A 15236-nucleotide genomic window follows, 5' to 3' on the forward strand; every position below is an offset into this window, starting at 1 on the left:
GGCCAGAGGGGCGGCCCCGGCCGCCCGTCTACCGTTGGGGTCATGGACTTGATGGACTCGTTCGCGGGACGGCGCGTGCCCCCGGCCGTCACGGACGCGGGTCTGGCCCTGCTCTTCACCGCCGGGGCGTTCGCCGTCCTCGCCCCGATGCCGCCCGACGGGCCCCGGCTGCGTGCCGCGGACGCCCTGTTCGTCGTACTCGCCCTGCTGTCCGCCCTGCCGCTGGCCGTCCACCGGCGGTTCCCCCTGCCGGTTCTGCTGGTGATGGTGGCGGCGGTGGCCGCGCTCCAGGGGCGGCACTACGTCCCGCAGCTGTCGGGCCCCGAGGGCACCTCCATCGGGCCGTCCTACATCGGGGTGGCCACGGCCGTGCTCCTCACCGCCCTGCGGGGCGCGCCCAGGACGGCCACCGTGGTGGTGGCCGTGATCATCCCGGCCGCGGCCGTCACCGAGGCCGTCCTCGCCCCCGCCGGGCACCGCCTGGCCACCCTGCTGGCGGAGGCCGTGCTGCTGGTCGCGGCGTGGGCGCTCGGCAGGCTGACCCGGGCGCGCGCCGCCATCCGCGACCAGGCACTGGAAAGGGCCGCGGCGCTCGAACGCGCGCAGGAGGCCAACGCGCGCGCCGCCGTCATGGAGGAGCGGGCCAGGATCGCCCGCGAGCTGCACGACATCGTCGCGCACAACGTCAGCCTCATGGTCGTCCAGACGATCGCCGCCGACCGGATCCAGGACCGCGACGGCGCCAAGGCCCACGAGCTGCACGGCGCCATCGAGGAGACCGGCCGGGCGACCGTCACCGAACTGCGCAGACTCCTCGACGTGCTGCGCACGGACGACGAGGCCGACGCCGATCCGAGCAAGGAGCCGCCGCAGCCCACCATCGAGGCCCTGCCCGCACTGGTGGACGCGGTGCGCGCGGCGGGCCTCACCGTCGACTTCACGACGACCGGGACACCCGCCGAGCTGCCGGCCGGCTCGCACCTGACCGTCTACCGCGTCGTGCAGGAGGCGCTCACCAACACGCTCAAGCACGCCGGCCGCACCCGTGCCGGGCTGACCGTCTCCTGGGAACCGAGACACCGGCGGCTCACCGTGCGGCTCTGCGACGACGGGCCACGGCCCGGCGAGGGGGCGGTGCCGCGCCCGGCCGACCTGCCCGACGGCCCCGGTCACGGACTGCTCGGCATGCGCGAACGCATCGGCGCCGTGGGCGGTTCGCTGCACACCGGCACACGTGCGGGCGGCGGCTACTGCGTGCACGCGGTCGTCCCGCTGCCGGTGCCGGAATCTGTGCCGGTGTCGACACCGGCACAGTCACCACGGCAGACGCAGGCACCGGCACCGGCACCGGCACCGGACGATTCCTCCTACGACATCTCGGGGCACGACGACCCTCAGCACACAGACCCCCGGCACGACGACTCACGGCACGAAGACCCCCGGCATTCCAGGTACGAAGGGCACTCCCCGTATGCAAGCCATCCGCGTCCTGCTGGTCGATGACCAGCCCATGATCCGGACGGGATTCCGGCTCATCCTCGAAGCCGAGCCGGACATCACGGTCGTCGGCGAGGCGGCGGACGGTGTCGCCGCCGTCGAGAGCGCCCTGTCCCTGCGCCCGGACATCGTGCTGATGGACATCCGCATGCCGAACATGGACGGGGTCGAGGCCACCCGCCGTATCGCGGAGACGGGGTCGCCGAGCCGTGTCGTCATCCTGACCACCTTCGACCTGGACGCGCACGTGGTGGACGCCCTGCGCGCGGGGGCCAGCGCCTTCCTCGTCAAGGACGGTCCGGCCGACTCGCTCGTCGGCGCCATCCGTACCGTGGCCGCCGGGGACGCCGTGCTCTCCCCCCGGGTCACGCACCGGCTGCTCGACCGCTTCGCCCATCTCGGCGCGCCCGCGACCCCGGACGTGCCGTCCCGCCTCGACGCGCTCACCGGCCGCGAACTCGATGTCCTGCGCGCCCTGACCCGCGGGCTGTCCAACGCGGAGATCGCCCTGGAACTGGGCGTGGGAGAGACGACGGTCAAGACGCACATCGCGCACATCCTGGAGAAGTACGGACTCCGGGACCGGGTCCAGGCCGTCATCCTGGCCTACGACTGCGGGCTGGTGGTGCCTCGCAGCCCCCGGTGACGGACAGCCGGGGTGCGGACGCCGGGGGGCTCAGTACTCCAGTTCCGGGCGCAGGCGGAGGGGGCCGCCGACGTTGTGGAGATGCCGCAGCACCTGGGCGTACGAGTCGAGGAGGGTCGTCTCGTGGTACGCGATGCCGTGCCGCGCGCAGAACGTGCGGACGAGCTCCTGGGCGTGCCGAAGGCTGGGCCTCGGCATGGACGGGAACAGGTGGTGCTCGATCTGGTAGTTCAGTCCGCCGAGCGCCAGGTCGGTGAGCCGGTGGCCGCGAATGTTGCGCGAGGTCAGTACCTGCCGGCGCAGGAAGTCGACCTTGTCGTCCTTGCCGAACAGGGCCATGCCCTTGTGGTTGGGGGCGAACGAGCACCCCATGTAGAGCCCGAACAGTCCCTGGTGCACCAGGAGGAAGACCACGGCCTGGAGGGGGCTCAGGACCAGGAACAGGGCGGCGAGATAGCCCACGATGTGCGTCGCCAGCATGGCCGCCTCGGTCAGCCTGGTCGCACGCCCGGTACGCGCACCAGTGGTGCGGTCGAAGGTCGCCTGTACCCCGGCGACCTTCAGGGCGAGCCCTTCGAGCAGCAGCATGGGGAAGAACAGCCAGGCCTGGTGGCGGCCCAGCCAGGCGTAGGCGCCGGTGCGGACGCGGGCCTGGTCCTCGGTGAAGGCGATCGCGCCGTCGGCGATGTCGGGGTCGCGGTCGACGTGGTTGGGGTGGGCGTGGTGCCGGGTGTGCTTGTTGATCCACCAGCCGAAGCTGAGGCCGACCAGCAGGTCGGCGTGCACGCGGCCGAGCACGTTGTTGACGCGCTTCGAGGCGGCGATCTGGTGGTGGCCGGCGTCGTGTCCGATGAACGCGGTCTGGGTGAACATCACCGCGAGGAACGCGGCGGTCACCAGCTGCCACCACGACTGGCCTATCAGTGCGAAGGCGGTCCAGCCGGCGGCCAGCAGGAGCAGGTTCGCCCCGACCTTGACCGAGTAGTAGACCGGGCGCCGCCTGAGCAGCCCGCTCTGCTTCACCTCGCGGGAGAGCGCCGCGTAGTCGCTGCCCCGGCGGGCGGGCGGCGGCTTCGTCATCCGGGCGGGATCCGCCGGATCGGCGCCCCGGTCGATGGTGCCGGTGGTGGTCACGTGATTCCTCTCGGGGTGCGGACGGGCCGACCGTGCGGGGCAGGCGTCCAGGCCTCGTAGGCCTGGTCCTGGCGGCCTGGCGCCGGAGACACCCCGAGGCAGGCCCGCGTACGGGCCTGCCTCGGAAAGGGCCTGCCTTGGGGAGAAGCTCAGGAAGGGCTTCTCAGAGCGCGCGGACCTGGTCCGCCTGCATTCCCTTGGGACCCTGGCTGGCCGTGAACTCCACCTTCTGGTTCTCCTCAAGGGAGCGGAAACCTTCGGTGTCGATGGCCGAGTGGTGCACGAAGATGTCGGCGCCGCCCTCGTCAGGGGCGATGAAGCCGAAGCCCTTCTCCGCGTTGAACCACTTCACAGTTCCAAGAGCCATGTGATGTCTCCTTCGAGTCGAGATGACGAGCTGAGCGGAGAGCGCGCGTTCGCGCGACTCCGGGTTGCTGGTCGCCGGCCGTCGAAGAAAACCCCCGAAAACGACATGGCGCCCGCTGTCAGAACTCCGCGGGCGCTTCCACGTTCGCAAACTTCAACTACAACCGTTCTCTACAACGTCCGGTGTGCCGGATACGTTCCCGATGCGCCGGAAAAGGCCCTGAGCACGGCTTCGGCCCCTTCCCTCCAGGTCGGCGCCGAATGGGGGAGGGAGTACGGTTGCACCACCGGGCGCACCTCGCACGCCGTCATCCGTGTCGGCGTCGCACTCGGAGAACGGCAATGGCCGACACAGATCGATTCCGGCCGGAAATGAGCCGCACGATGCCTTCTGGCTCGTACCGTCCCGCCGTCTCCCGCAGCCCCCTCCGCGTCCGGCGATAGCGGACCTCCCGGCTCCCCGGGCGTCCCCCTGCCTTCGGGAGCCTCGCGTACCGCCCGACCCGACCACAGAGGATGCGGGACACATGTACTCACAGGACGCGATCTCCGGCCACCGCCGCGGCCGCCCCGAACCGACCGCCGAGATGCTCTCCGGAGTGGCCTGCCTCATGTGCGGCACCGACTACCGGAACTCACCCGACCCCGAGGCCGTGGTGGTCTCCCACCACGACGGCGGGCAGATCCTCGCCTGCCACGGCACCTGCGCGCGCATGGCGTGCGGCTCCGTCAACGGTCTCGGCGAGACGCCCCTCCCGCTGGACGAACGCGTCCGCAGGCACCGGGGCGCCCCGTCCTGACCGGGTCGGCGCCGCAGACCGCACCACGCGTGCGGGTACGCACACGCACGCGGCGCACCACGACAACGAAATAGCACGACCACAACGAAATAGAAGGACACGCATGAGTCTGTTGAGTCTCGGAGTACTCGCCTCCTCCCTCAAGGAGAACGAGTTCCGGCTGCCGTTGCACCCCGCTCACCTCGACCGGATCGCTCCCGACATCCGCGCGAAGATCTTCCTGGAGGAGGGCTACGGCGGACGGTTCGGCGTCGGCGACGACGCGCTCCGGCCGCTGGTGGGCGGACTGCGCTCCCGCGAGCAGCTCCTCGACGAGTGCGATGTGCTCCTGCTGCCCAAGCCGATGCACGAGGACGTCGTCCAACTGCGCCAGGGCCAGGTGCTGTGGGGCTGGCCGCACTGTGTGCAGGACGAGCGGATGACGCAGCTCGCCATCGACCGGCAGCTCAGCCTCATCGCCTGGGAGGCCATGAACCACTGGACCTCCACGGGTGCCTTCAGCGTCCATGTGTTCCACAAGAACAACGAACTGGCCGGCTACTGCTCGGTGCTGCACGCCCTGCAGCTCGGCGGGCTGACCGGCAGTTACGGCCGCCGGATGCGCGCGGTGGTCATCAGTTTCGGGGCCACGGCGCGCGGGGCGGTCACGGGTCTGGGCGCCATGGGGATCTCCGACGTCACGGTGCTGACGCAGCGTGCCGCCGCCGCGGTCGCCTCACCGATGCCGTCGGTCGTGATGGGCCACTTCGCCGAGCGTGAGGACGATCCGTCCAAGCTGGAGGCGCTCACCGGGCTCGGTCCGGTGCCGCTCGCGGAGTACCTGGCCGGGTTCGACGTCATCGTCAACTGCATAAGGCAGGACACCGACGCGCCGCTGACGTTCGTCACCGAGGAGGAGCTCGCGCTGTTCAAGCCGGGGACCTTCTTCGTCGACGTCTCCTGCGACGAGGGCATGGGCTTCGAATGGGCCCGCCCGACCACCTTCGAGGACCCGATGCCCGCGGTGGGTCCCGGCTGCCACTACTACGGCGTGGACCACAGCCCGTCGCACCTGTGGAACTCGGCGACCTGGGAGATCAGCGAGGCGCTCCTGCCCTATCTGCGCAAGGTGCTGAGCGGCCCCACGGCCTGGGACCGGGACGCCACGATCAAGAACGCCATCGAGATCCGCGACGGTGTCGTCCTGAACCCGAAGATCCTCTCGTTCCAGCACCGGTCGGCCGCCTACCCGCACGCCGTCGAGGTCCCGGCTGCCGCGCTGCCGCCGGTTCCCGTCCTCGCCCCGGCGCTGGACACCTCCGCGCAGCCGGCCTGACACCGCCCCACTCGCCACGCTCCGGTGCGCCCCGCGCGCCGGGGCGTGGTCACTTCTCCTGCGGGAGTGTCACCGGGCGGTCGTCCCGCAGCTCCGCGAAGAGTGTCCGTGCCCGGCGGTCGTCCCACTTCACGGCGCTGCCCTTGGAGGTGGCGAAGGCGGGGTCGGACACGGGCACGTTGATCTGCCGGCCGCCGCCCGCCGTGACGCCCCGCATCGCCCGGAACAGCGTCATGAGGTCCCGCAGGCCGGTGTCCTTGTCGACCACGAGCGTGTCGAGGCCCGCGTCGAGGGTCGGGAAGGACCTGGCGGGGTTGAGGAGCGTTCCGGGCGTGACGGCCTTCTTCGCGAGGGCGGTCAGGAACCTCTGCTGGTTGCGGGTACGGCCCAGGTCGCCCCGGGCCTCCTGCTTGCGCTGCCGGACGAACGCCAGTGCCTCGCCGCCGTCGAGGGTCTGGCAGCCCTTGCGCAGGTCGGCGCCCGAGTTGTCGTCCTGGACGTCCCTCTCCAGGCACATGTCGACGCCGCCGACCGCGTCCACCACCCCGACGAAGCCCGCGAAGCCGATCTCCGCGTAGTGGTCGACGTGCAGCCCGGTGTTGCTCTCCACGGCCCGTACGAGCAGGCCGGGGCCGCCGAGGGAGAACGCGGCGTTGAGCTTGTCCGGCTCGGCGCGGTAGCTCCTGCCGGTCTCGGGGCGGACGTACGGCGGGATGGTCACCCAGGAGTCGCGCGGCAGGCTCAGCATGGTGGTGCCGTTCGCGCCGGTGTGCAGCAGGATCATCGAGTCGGTGCGGCGGCCCTCGGCCGAGCCGGTCCGCAGGTCCTTCCTGGCCTGCTCGGACAGGCCGGCCCGGCTGTCGGAGCCCACGATCAGGTAGTTGGTGCCCTTTCCGTCCGGCGCGCGGTCCGGGAGCGCGCCGAGGTCGACCTCCTGGTCCAGTTCGGTGTCGGCCCACACGTAGGTGCCGGCGGAGGCCGTGACCAGCACGGCGAGCAGCAGGACAGTCCCCCGCACGACCCTGCGGCGCCGGGTGGGGCGGGGTTTCGGGGACCGGCCGCTGTTCGCGTCCCGGTGCGGCCGGCTCCCGTCGTCCGTGCGGCCCGGTGTGGCGGGCGAGGGCATGCCGGGCAGTGGTGCCGTGCGCGTCGAGGGCGGGGCTCCGGTCCCGCGCCCCGACCACGACCCGTGGTCGGTCCCGTCGTTCATCCGCCTGTCCAGTCCTTCGGCACCTGGGGTCACCCCGTCACGGGGTCATCTCGTGGGCAGACTCTTATACGGTGCGGGGTCGCCGATCTGTTCAGCGGCGGTGCCGGAACGCTTCATGATCTGCCACTTCAGCCGGCTGCCGAGCAGGAAGGCGACCACGGACTGGATGACGACGAGGTACATCAGCTGCCGGTAGACGACGAGCTGGAACGGCATCCACCACAGGGTCCGTACGCGTTCCCCGTCGAGCTTCAACGCGTAACCGGCGCAGGCCAGTTGGACGCCCATGAAGCCGAACCAGACCGCGGCCGAGCTGAACGGGTCGAGGAACAGCATGCCGTACAGGGCGAAGACGTCGATGACCGGGGCGAGCAGCGGGAGCACGACCTGGAAGACCGCGAGGTAGGTGAGTCCGCGGCGGCCGAAGCGCCCTGCGACTCCCGTCTCCAGGACGGCGCCGCGGTGCTTCCACATGGCCTGGATCGTGCCGAAGCACCAGCGGTAGCGCTGGCGCCACAACTGCCGCAGTGAGGTGGGCACTTCGGTCCAGGCGACGGCGGACTCCTCGTAGAGAACGCGCCAGCCGGCCCGCCACAGGGCCATCGTGAGGTCGGTGTCCTCGGCCAGGGTGTCGTCGCTGACCCCGCCGACGCCGGTCAGCGCGTCCCGGCGGAAGGCCCCGATCGCGCCGGGCACGGTGGTCATGCACTCCAGCACCTCGAACATGCGGCGGTCGAGGTTGAAGCCGAAGCAGTACTCCAGGTGCTGCCACTTGGCGAGCAGGCCCCGCCGGTTGCCGACCTTGGTGTTGCCGCTGACGGCGCCGACGGCCGGGTGCGCGAGTGGCTGGACGAGGTGGTGGACGGCGTCCGGTTCGAAGACGGTGTCGGCGTCCACCATGACGAGGATGTCGTGACCGGCGTACTCCAGGCCGTTGTTGAGGGCGGCGGCCTTGCCCGCGTTGGCCTTGCGGATCACCAGCACCCGTGCGTCACCGACGCCTTCGGCGAGTTCGGCCGTACGGTCCGTGGAGCCGTCGTCGATCACGATGATCTGCAGCCGGGGGTAGTCGGAGGCGAGCAGCGAGCGGACGGTGGCCTCGATCCCGGCCTCCTCGTTGTAGGCGGGCACGAGCACGGTGACCGGTTCCGTCACCTCCCGCAGCCAGGGCGCGCCGGGCCGGGAGCGTTCGAGCCGGCGGACATGGGCGCGGGCGAAGTGGACGAGCAGCAGCAGTCGCAGCACTCCGAGGGCGCCGGCGATGCCGAGCGTCCAGGTCATCGCGTTCGAGAACGCGCGCCCCAGCCAGGCGGCCCGGATCAGCGCGGTACCGCTCCAGCGCTCGACGGCCGACACCCCTGCGTACGGGGCGAGTCGAGTCCCCTCCGAGACGGTGGTGAAGCGGTCGGCACCCGGGTCGCGGAGCAGCTTCTCCGTCTCCCGGTACGCGGTCGCGGTCTGGCTGAACTGGCGGACCAGGCCCTGGGCGGGTTTGCGGGACGCCTTGTCGGCGGCGACCAGGACATAGCCCTGGGCGGTGGCGCGCCGGGCCGCCGCCCACTCGCGGCCGCAAAGGGTGTCGGGCGAGGTGGTCCGCGGCATCCTCAGCAGGTTGGTGCGCAGGTCCGCGGTGCCCGCCAACACGCTCTGTGTCAGCTCAAGTTCGGCGGAGAAGCGGAGCGGGGAGGTCTCGCCCAGGACGGCTCCGGTGTAGGTGTTGGAGCCGATCTCGTGGCCCTCGGCGCGGATCCGGCGTACGAGGTCCGGGTGACGGGCGGCCTGGGAGCCCAGGAGGAAGAAGGTCGCGCGGGCCCGGTGCTTCTTCAACAGGTCGAGAAGACGCGGGGTCCGGACGGGGTCGGGGCCGCCGTCGAAGGTCAGCGCGACGGTGCGGGCGGGCATCGAGGCGGTCTGTACGCCGTTGCGGTTGATGCCGATGACGGGACCGCCGCGGGCGACTGCGTCGGGCGCGGGCGAGGTGCAGGCGGACCGCTCGTCGGCGGCGTCGACCTCGTGGTTGGTCCAGCCCTCGAAGAGAAGGGCCGCGAACATCGCGGGCAGGACGAGTATCAGTAACAGCCAGTGCCCTCGCGGGTCGCGGGACTGCTTGTGGCGGGCCCTCACCGAGCGCCGCCCCTCCCCCCGGCCGCTCTTCTCCCCTCCCCGGCGTCGGTGGCCGATGCGCGGGAAGGAGTCTGCTGCCACTGGCTGGCGGGGCCGGAGTTACGCATGGGGCGCGAGTCTAGCCACAGCTCCGCGGTCGCACGGGGCCGACGCCGAGCCTCACAGGAAGGCTTCACAAGAAGGGGCGCGTCCCGCTCAAGGTCCCGGGTGAGGCCGGTCGTTGAGGCGTTCAGGCCGGCAGCCGCGGCACGCTGTCGATCAGCCGCCGGGTGTACGGGTGGGCCGGAGCCCCCAGTACCTGTGCGGTGTCGCCCTGCTCGACCAGTCGGCCGCGCTCCAGTACCGCCGTGCGCTCGCACAGGGAGGCGACGACCGACAGGTCGTGGGAGACCATGACGAGGGTCAGCTGCCGCTCCTCCTTCAGCTCGGCCAGCAGGTCGACGACCTTCACGCGGGTGGTGACGTCGAGCGCGCTCACGGGTTCGTCGGCGAGCAGGACGCGCGGGTCGCACACGATGGCGCGGGCGATCGCGATGCGCTGCCGCTGGCCGCCGGAGAACTCGTGCGGGTAGCGGGAGGCCGCGTCGGCCGGAAGTCCGACCCGTTCGAGGGCGGCGGCCACCTTCGGCACGGCGGTCGTACGGGAGTCGAGGCCCAGGGAGCGCAGCGGTTCCGCGACGATCGCGGCGACGCGCCGGCTCGGGTCGAGGGAGGAGTACGGGTCCTGGAACACGCACTGGACTCCGCGCCGGAAGCGGCGCATCTGCCGGCGGTCGCGCGGGTCGAGCGGCTCACCGTCGAAGCGGACCGTACCGGCTGTCGGACGGGCCAGTCCCAGCAGGATCCGCAGCAGGGTCGTCTTGCCCGCGCCGGACTCCCCCACCAGGGCGAGCGACTGCCCCGGCTCGACGGCCAGGGACACATCCCGTACGACGTCGGCGGCGGCGCCCCGGTAGCGTGCGGCCACGTCCGTGAGCTCCAGTACGGGTGTCACCCGTGCCCCCTCCGTCGGCTTCCGCACCGGGGTCATCGCGGGCTCCTCAGGTCAAGGGCGGACTCCAGCTTCCGGGCGCCCGCGACGAGTGCCCGGGTGTAGTCGGCCTTCGGCGCGGTGACGACGTCCAGGACGGGGCCCTCCTCGACGGCCCGGCCGTCCTTCATCACCAGGACCCGGTCGGTGACCTTGGCCACCACGGCGAGGTCGTGGCTGACGAACAGCACGGCCATCTCCCGTTCGCGCACGAGACTGTCGAGCAGTTCCAGCATCTCGGCCTGGACGGACACGTCGAGCGCGGTGGTGGGTTCGTCGGCGATGAGCAGGCCCGGTTCGCAGGCCAGCGCCATGGCGAGGGCGACGCGCTGGCGCTGCCCGCCGGAGATCTCGTGCGGGAAGGCGCGGGCGATGCGGTCCGGTTCGGTCAGCCTGACCCGGACGAGCGCTTCGGTGACGGCGGTGTTCAGTTCCCGGCCCTTGAGACCGGTCCTGCGGGCGAGCGGTTCGGCGATCTGGCGGCCCATCCGCATCAGCGGGTCGAGGGCGGTCAGGGGCTCCTGGAAGACCACGGCCGCGTCCCGGCCGCGTACGGCGTTCAGGCGCTTCTCGGGGGCGCCGACGATCTGGGTGCCGGCCAGTTCGACGCTGCCGGTGGCGGTCATGCCGTCGGGCAGCAGGCCCAGCAGGGCGAGCGTGGTCAGGGACTTGCCGGAACCGGACTCGCCGATGAGGCCGAGCCGTTCGCCGCTGCCGACGGTGAAGGAGAGGTCGTCGACGAGGGTGTGCCCGTCGTCGGTACGCACGGTCAGGCCGCGTACGTCGAGAAGGGTGGTGCCCGGGGTGGTCATGTGCGCCTCCGGCGGGTCGCCGGGTCGAGGGTGTCGCGCAGCCCGTCGGCGATGAGGTTGACGCCGACGACGAGCACGACCAGCAGGAAGCCGGGGGCCAGCGCGCCCGCGGGAGCGGTGGTGAAGGTGGCCTGTGCTTCCTGGAGCATGCGGCCCCAGGAGGCGTTGGGCGGCGGGGCCCCGAGGCCGAGGTAGGACAGTCCGGCCTCGGCGAGCACGGCGAGGCCGAACTGGAGCGCCAGGTTGACCACGAGGGTGGGCCAGATGTTCGGCAGGACGTGTCCGGCGACCGTACGCGGCCAGGAGGTGCCCGAGGTCCGTGCGGCGGTGACGTAGTCCCGCGCCAGGACCCGCTTGACGAGGATCCGGACGAGCCGGGCGACCACCGCGCTCTGCGCCAGGCCGATGGCGAGGATCGCGGAGCCGAGGGTGGCCGAGCGGGCGGCGACGACGAGCATCGCGAGCAGCAGTGTCGGGAAGGCGATGAGGATGTCGAGGAACGCGGCGAGGGTGTCGTCGAGCCAGCCCTGCGCGAACGCGGCGAGCACCCCGAGGGTGACCCCGACGAGCGCGGCGATCGCGACCGAGCCCAGACCCGCCTGCACGGCGATACGGGCGCCGGTCATCAGCTGGGTGAGCAGGTCCCGGCCCAGCTTGTCCGTACCGAGCAGGTGTCCGTCGCCCGGTCCGGCGAGCCGGCCGCCGGAGGTGTCGTCGGCGTCGAAGGGCAGCCAGACGAGCGAGAGGAGAGCGAGCAGCGCGATCAGGGCGGTCAGCGCGCAGCCCGCGAACAGCGTGGCGGAACGGCGGCGGCGCGAGACCGGCGTCGTCGTCCCAGTGGGCTCCGTCTCCTTGAGCGGGGCGGCCGGCAGGGTCATCGGGCACCTCCGGAGAGCCGTCCGCGCAGGCGCGGGTCGATGATCCGCTGGACCAGGTCGGCGGTGAAGCCGATCAGGAGCACGGCGAGGGTCGAGACGAACAGGACGCCCTGGACGACCGGGTAGTCGTGCTGGGCGATACCGGTGGCGAGCAGTGAGCCGAGTCCGGGCAGCGCGTACACCGACTCGACGACGACCGCGCCGAGCAGGGTCGAGGCGAGTTCGATCCCGAGGATGGAGATCACGGGTACGGAGGCGTTGCGCAGCCCGTGCCGCCACATGGCACGCGGGAAGGACGCCCCGAGGGCCCGGGCGGTGCGCAGATAGTCGCTGCCGAGGACGTCGAGGGTGGCGGAGCGGACGTACCGGATCAGGGAGGCGCCCATCACGAGGGCGATGGTGACCACCGGCAGGACGAGCGAGCGGACGGCCTCGGCGGGCTCGGCCCAGCCGTCCTGAGGGAAGCCGCCGGAGGGCAGCCAGCCCGCGTTCAGGGCGAACACCGCGATGAGGATCATGCCGAGCCAGAACACCGGGACGGCGATGCCCAGTTGGGAGATCCCGCTGAGGACCGCCCCGTACCAGGTGTGGCGCTTGTACGCGGCCAGGAAGCCGACGGGTACGGCGATGACGACGGCCAGGACGAACGCGGCCAGTGTCAGCGGGACGGTGACGTTCAGGCGGGCGCTGACCTCGGGGCCGACCGGCAGCGAGCTGACGAACGACGTGCCGAGGTCGCCGCCCGCCAGTTGCCCGAGCCAGTGGGTGAACTGCTCGGGCAGCGGCCGGTCGGAGCCGATGGAGTGGCGGGCCGCGGCGATCTGTTCCGGGCTCGCGCCCACCGAGGTGAGCGCGTTGGCCGGGTCGCCGGGAAGCAGGCGCAGCAGTACGAAGAGCACCACGCTCGCCAGGGCCAGCGACACCAGGAGGAACGCCAGGCGGCGCAGGAGATAGCGCCCCATCAGCCCTTCTTCTTGATGTCGTAGGCGTAGAACTGGGAGTTGAGGCCGTTGAGCGGGTAGCCGGAGAGCTTGCTGCTCGCGACGACGATCTGCGGGTAGAGGTAGAGCCAGTCGCTGGCCGCGTCCTCGGCGGTCCTGCGGTTGACCTTCTTCAGCAGGTCGGTCTGCTCGTCGGTCGTGGCGGCCTCCTCGGCCTGCTCGACCCACTGGGTGACCTGCTTGTCGTCGTAGCCCCAGTAGAAGTCGGGGTTGCCGTACCAGACCAGGTCGCGGTCGTTGACGTGCTCCTGGAGGGTGGCCGTGAAGTCGCGGTTCTTGTAGACCTTCGTGTACCACTCGTCCGGCGTGATCGTGTTGATCTTGACGGTGATGCCGACCTTGGCGAGCTGGGACTTGATGAAGGTCGCGGCCGTGGGGTGCGGGTCGTAGTTCGGGGTGTCGAGGGTGAAGCTGAAGCCCTTGGCGTAACCGGCCTCGGCGAGCAGCTTCTTCGCCTTGGTGACGTCGTACGCGTTGACGTCGGTGAGGTCCTCGTACCAGGGGTCGGTGGGCGGCACCATCGAGCCGATGAGCTTGCCGTAGCCGCCCCAGACGGATTCGAGGAGCTTCTTGTCGTCGATGGCGGCGGAGACGGCCTGGCGGACCTTGACGTCCGTGAACGGCTTGGCCTTGTCGTTGAAGGCGAGCAGCAGCTTGGTGGTGGAGTCGCCGTCGTTGACCTTGTAGTTCTTGTTGCTCTTGAACTGCTCCAGGGCGTCGGGCGACTGCTCGCTGGTGACCACGTCGACGGCGTTGGTCAGCAGCGCGTTGTTCAGCGCGCTGGCGTCCTTGTAGTAGTGGTAGACGGCCTTCTTGTTGGCGGCGGCGTCGCCCCAGTAGCCGGGGAAGCGGTCGAGGCTCAGGGCGGAGCCGCGGGTCCACTTGGCGAGCTTGTAGGGGCCGGTGCCGTCCTCGGTCGTCTTCAGGTTCTTCGCGTCGGAGTTGATGATCCAGACGTAGGAGAGGTTGTAGACGAAGGAGATCGACTTCTTCGACAGGGTGACCTTGACGGTCTTCGCGTCGGGGGTGGCGATGTCCTTGACGACTTCGAGGTTGCTCTTGCGGGCGGACTGCGAGTCCTTCGCGAGGACCTTCTCCAGGCTGTACTTGACGTCGGCGCTGGTCAGTTCCTTGCCGCTGTGGAACTTCACGCCGTCGCGCAGGGTGAAGGTGTAGGTGAGGCCGTCCTTGCTCACCTCGTGGTCCGCGGCGAGGAGTTTCTCGACCTTGCCGTCGTCGGTGAGCTTGAAGAGACCCTCGTAGACGTTGCCGTTGAGGGCCTCGGTGACGCCCTGGCCGCCGCCCGCGGTGTTGTCGAGGTTCTGCGGCTCGTAGAGGGAGCCGATGTTCACCGTGGCGTTCTTGTCCCAGCTGCCGCCCGAGGCGCTGCTTCCGCCGGAGCCGCCGCAGGCGGTGAGACCGAGGGCGAGGGTGGCCACGGTGGCGGTGCCGTAGAGGGACGCTCTGTTCTTGCTGTTCTTGCTCATGGGTTTCAGGTGCCTTCGCTACGAGGAGCCGCGGGGTGCTGCCCGGTGCTGCGGGATTCGGTGAGGAGGGGGCGATCAGTGCCGGTCCGGGAAGCCGTCGCGGAAGAGGGGAAGCTTCTCGCCGGCCTCGACGGCCAGGTGGAAGCGGTTCTGCCGCGGCGGCATAGGACAGTTGTACTGATCGGAGAATCCGCAGGGCGGCACGAAGGCCCGGTTGAAGTCGAGGACCACCCGGTTGTCGTCCTCGGTACGCCGCACGAACAGGAAACGGCCCGCGGCGTAGGTGCTGTCCCCGTTGGTCGGGTCGCCGAAGACGAGGAGCAGGGTGCCGTCGTCGTCGAAGGCGCTGAGGGCGTACTCGCGGCCGTCGACGGTGAGCGTGATGTCACCCGGAACGACCAGCTCGCGGGTGCCGCCGTTGTCCCTCAGGTGCTCGAAGGGCACACTCCGGGCGCCGGGCACGGGGGTGTAGGTGGCTTCCAGGACCCACGCCGGGTCGTACGGGAAGGTGCCGACCCCCTCGAAGTGACGCACGGCGGGCGCGTCCGCGTCCCAGAGACGCAGGCCGTGCTCGGGTTCACCGGTGACGAGGTCGGAACGCCGGAGAGTGGTGGCCGTCACACTGCCCGGTTGCCCGGCGAGGGCCGCTTCGGCATCGGGCTCCTCACCGGCCGGCAGCCAGCGGGTCTCGACGAGGGCGAGGTTCCCGGTCGGCGAGGTGAGCGAGCGGTGCCGCTCGGCACGCCAGGCGTTCCACTCCTCCCCGGGGTCGACGGAGGCCGGGGCGGCGGTGGACTCGGACACGGCGGACTCATTCGACTAGAGGGGCGAGGCGAACGCGGGTCGCCGAGTACGGGCGAGCACGGATCGTTGATCGTCAGTAGATGGTCAAAGCATGTCCTTTATCGTTCATAAGGTCACCTAATGTCAAACATG

At 70.8% G+C, this 15236-nt stretch carries 14 protein-coding genes; 4 read left to right on the forward strand and 10 right to left on the reverse strand.

Annotated elements, in window-relative coordinates; translation table 11 throughout:
- The first annotated feature begins 42 nt into the window (after nt 1-42).
- On the forward strand, nt 43-1503 hold the full coding sequence (locus OHS59_RS09340) for a sensor histidine kinase (protein WP_328492912.1): 1461 nt from the start codon (nt 43-45) through the stop codon (nt 1501-1503).
- Complete coding sequence (locus OHS59_RS09345; RefSeq protein WP_328492913.1) at nt 1472-2143, forward strand: response regulator transcription factor; 672 nt, start codon at nt 1472-1474, stop codon at nt 2141-2143. Before OHS59_RS09340 ends, OHS59_RS09345 begins: the two co-directional genes overlap by 32 nt.
- Nucleotides 2144-2173: 30 nt before the next feature.
- Here the strand turns inward: OHS59_RS09345 and OHS59_RS09350 are convergent, their stop codons facing one another.
- Together OHS59_RS09350 and OHS59_RS09355 are read right to left on the reverse strand one after the other, a co-directional pair.
- Complete coding sequence (locus OHS59_RS09350) at nt 2174-3223, reverse strand: fatty acid desaturase family protein (RefSeq protein WP_443061620.1); 1050 nt, start codon at nt 3221-3223, stop codon at nt 2174-2176.
- 217 nt (nt 3224-3440) lie between these two features.
- On the reverse strand, nt 3441-3644 hold the full coding sequence (locus OHS59_RS09355) for a cold-shock protein (RefSeq protein ID WP_328492915.1): 204 nt from the start codon (nt 3642-3644) through the stop codon (nt 3441-3443).
- 526 nt (nt 3645-4170) lie between these two features.
- Between OHS59_RS09355 and OHS59_RS09360 the strand changes: the two genes are divergently transcribed.
- A complete protein-coding gene (locus OHS59_RS09360; protein WP_328492916.1) occupies nt 4171-4443 on the forward strand; it encodes a hypothetical protein in 273 nt (90 codons plus the stop codon).
- A gap of 103 nt (nt 4444-4546) precedes the next feature.
- Nucleotides 4547-5758 (forward strand): N(5)-(carboxyethyl)ornithine synthase, encoded by a 1212-nt coding sequence (locus tag OHS59_RS09365; RefSeq protein ID WP_328492917.1) that lies wholly within the window; start codon nt 4547-4549, stop codon nt 5756-5758.
- Between the two features lie 49 nt (nt 5759-5807).
- On the opposite strand, the gene OHS59_RS09370 is transcribed toward OHS59_RS09365, so the two are convergent.
- The 8 genes from OHS59_RS09370 to OHS59_RS09405 all read right to left on the reverse strand — a co-directional run bounded on the left by OHS59_RS09370 (nt 5808) and on the right by OHS59_RS09405 (nt 15104).
- Entirely contained in the window at nt 5808-6968 is a 1161-nt protein-coding gene (locus tag OHS59_RS09370; RefSeq protein ID WP_328492918.1) for an LCP family protein, read from the reverse strand.
- Nucleotides 6969-7013: 45 nt separating this feature from the next.
- On the reverse strand, nt 7014-9020 hold the full coding sequence (locus OHS59_RS09375; protein WP_328499139.1) for a glycosyltransferase: 2007 nt from the start codon (nt 9018-9020) through the stop codon (nt 7014-7016).
- A 301-nt stretch (nt 9021-9321) separates the two neighbouring features.
- Entirely contained in the window at nt 9322-10122 is an 801-nt protein-coding gene (locus OHS59_RS09380) for an ABC transporter ATP-binding protein (RefSeq protein WP_328492919.1), read from the reverse strand.
- Entirely contained in the window at nt 10119-10934 is an 816-nt protein-coding gene (locus OHS59_RS09385) for an ABC transporter ATP-binding protein (protein WP_328492920.1), read from the reverse strand. The genes OHS59_RS09380 and OHS59_RS09385 overlap by 4 nt, the downstream gene beginning before the upstream one ends.
- Nucleotides 10931-11812 (reverse strand): ABC transporter permease, encoded by an 882-nt coding sequence (locus tag OHS59_RS09390; protein ID WP_328492921.1) that lies wholly within the window; start codon nt 11810-11812, stop codon nt 10931-10933. The genes OHS59_RS09385 and OHS59_RS09390 overlap by 4 nt, the downstream gene beginning before the upstream one ends.
- Entirely contained in the window at nt 11809-12774 is a 966-nt protein-coding gene (locus tag OHS59_RS09395) for an ABC transporter permease (RefSeq protein ID WP_328492922.1), read from the reverse strand. The genes OHS59_RS09390 and OHS59_RS09395 overlap by 4 nt, the downstream gene beginning before the upstream one ends.
- Nucleotides 12774-14300 (reverse strand): ABC transporter substrate-binding protein, encoded by a 1527-nt coding sequence (locus OHS59_RS09400; protein ID WP_328492923.1) that lies wholly within the window; start codon nt 14298-14300, stop codon nt 12774-12776. The genes OHS59_RS09395 and OHS59_RS09400 overlap by 1 nt, the downstream gene beginning before the upstream one ends.
- Before the next feature lie 75 nt (nt 14301-14375).
- A complete protein-coding gene (locus OHS59_RS09405) occupies nt 14376-15104 on the reverse strand; it encodes a DUF1684 domain-containing protein (protein WP_328492924.1) in 729 nt (242 codons plus the stop codon).
- Nucleotides 15105-15236 lie beyond the last annotated feature (132 nt).

It is taken from the genome of Streptomyces sp. NBC_00414 (assembly GCF_036038375.1).
Classification (GTDB): Bacteria; Actinomycetota; Actinomycetes; order Streptomycetales; family Streptomycetaceae; genus Streptomyces.

What these genes read in the sequence shown, in the direction of transcription:
- OHS59_RS09360 (WP_328492916.1), top strand. Translation starts at nt 4,171, where the DNA reads ATGTACTCACAGGACGCGATCTCCGGCCACCGCCGCGGCCGCCCCGAA.
- OHS59_RS09345 (WP_328492913.1), top strand. Translation starts at nt 1,472, where the DNA reads ATGCAAGCCATCCGCGTCCTGCTGGTCGATGACCAGCCCATGATCCGG.
- OHS59_RS09370 (WP_328492918.1), bottom strand. Translation starts at nt 6,968, where the DNA reads ATGAACGACGGGACCGACCACGGGTCGTGGTCGGGGCGCGGGACCGGA.
- OHS59_RS09375 (WP_328499139.1), bottom strand. Translation starts at nt 9,020, where the DNA reads ATGTTCGCGGCCCTTCTCTTCGAGGGCTGGACCAACCACGAGGTCGAC.
- OHS59_RS09365 (WP_328492917.1), top strand. Translation starts at nt 4,547, where the DNA reads ATGAGTCTGTTGAGTCTCGGAGTACTCGCCTCCTCCCTCAAGGAGAAC.
- OHS59_RS09380 (WP_328492919.1), bottom strand. Translation starts at nt 10,122, where the DNA reads ATGACCCCGGTGCGGAAGCCGACGGAGGGGGCACGGGTGACACCCGTA.
- OHS59_RS09355 (WP_328492915.1), bottom strand. Translation starts at nt 3,644, where the DNA reads ATGGCTCTTGGAACTGTGAAGTGGTTCAACGCGGAGAAGGGCTTCGGC.
- OHS59_RS09385 (WP_328492920.1), bottom strand. Translation starts at nt 10,934, where the DNA reads ATGACCACCCCGGGCACCACCCTTCTCGACGTACGCGGCCTGACCGTG.
- OHS59_RS09350 (WP_443061620.1), bottom strand. Translation starts at nt 3,223, where the DNA reads ATGACGAAGCCGCCGCCCGCCCGCCGGGGCAGCGACTACGCGGCGCTC.
- OHS59_RS09340 (WP_328492912.1), top strand. Translation starts at nt 43, where the DNA reads ATGGACTTGATGGACTCGTTCGCGGGACGGCGCGTGCCCCCGGCCGTC.
- OHS59_RS09400 (WP_328492923.1), bottom strand. Translation starts at nt 14,300, where the DNA reads ATGAGCAAGAACAGCAAGAACAGAGCGTCCCTCTACGGCACCGCCACC.
- OHS59_RS09390 (WP_328492921.1), bottom strand. Translation starts at nt 11,812, where the DNA reads ATGACCCTGCCGGCCGCCCCGCTCAAGGAGACGGAGCCCACTGGGACG.
- OHS59_RS09395 (WP_328492922.1), bottom strand. Translation starts at nt 12,774, where the DNA reads ATGGGGCGCTATCTCCTGCGCCGCCTGGCGTTCCTCCTGGTGTCGCTG.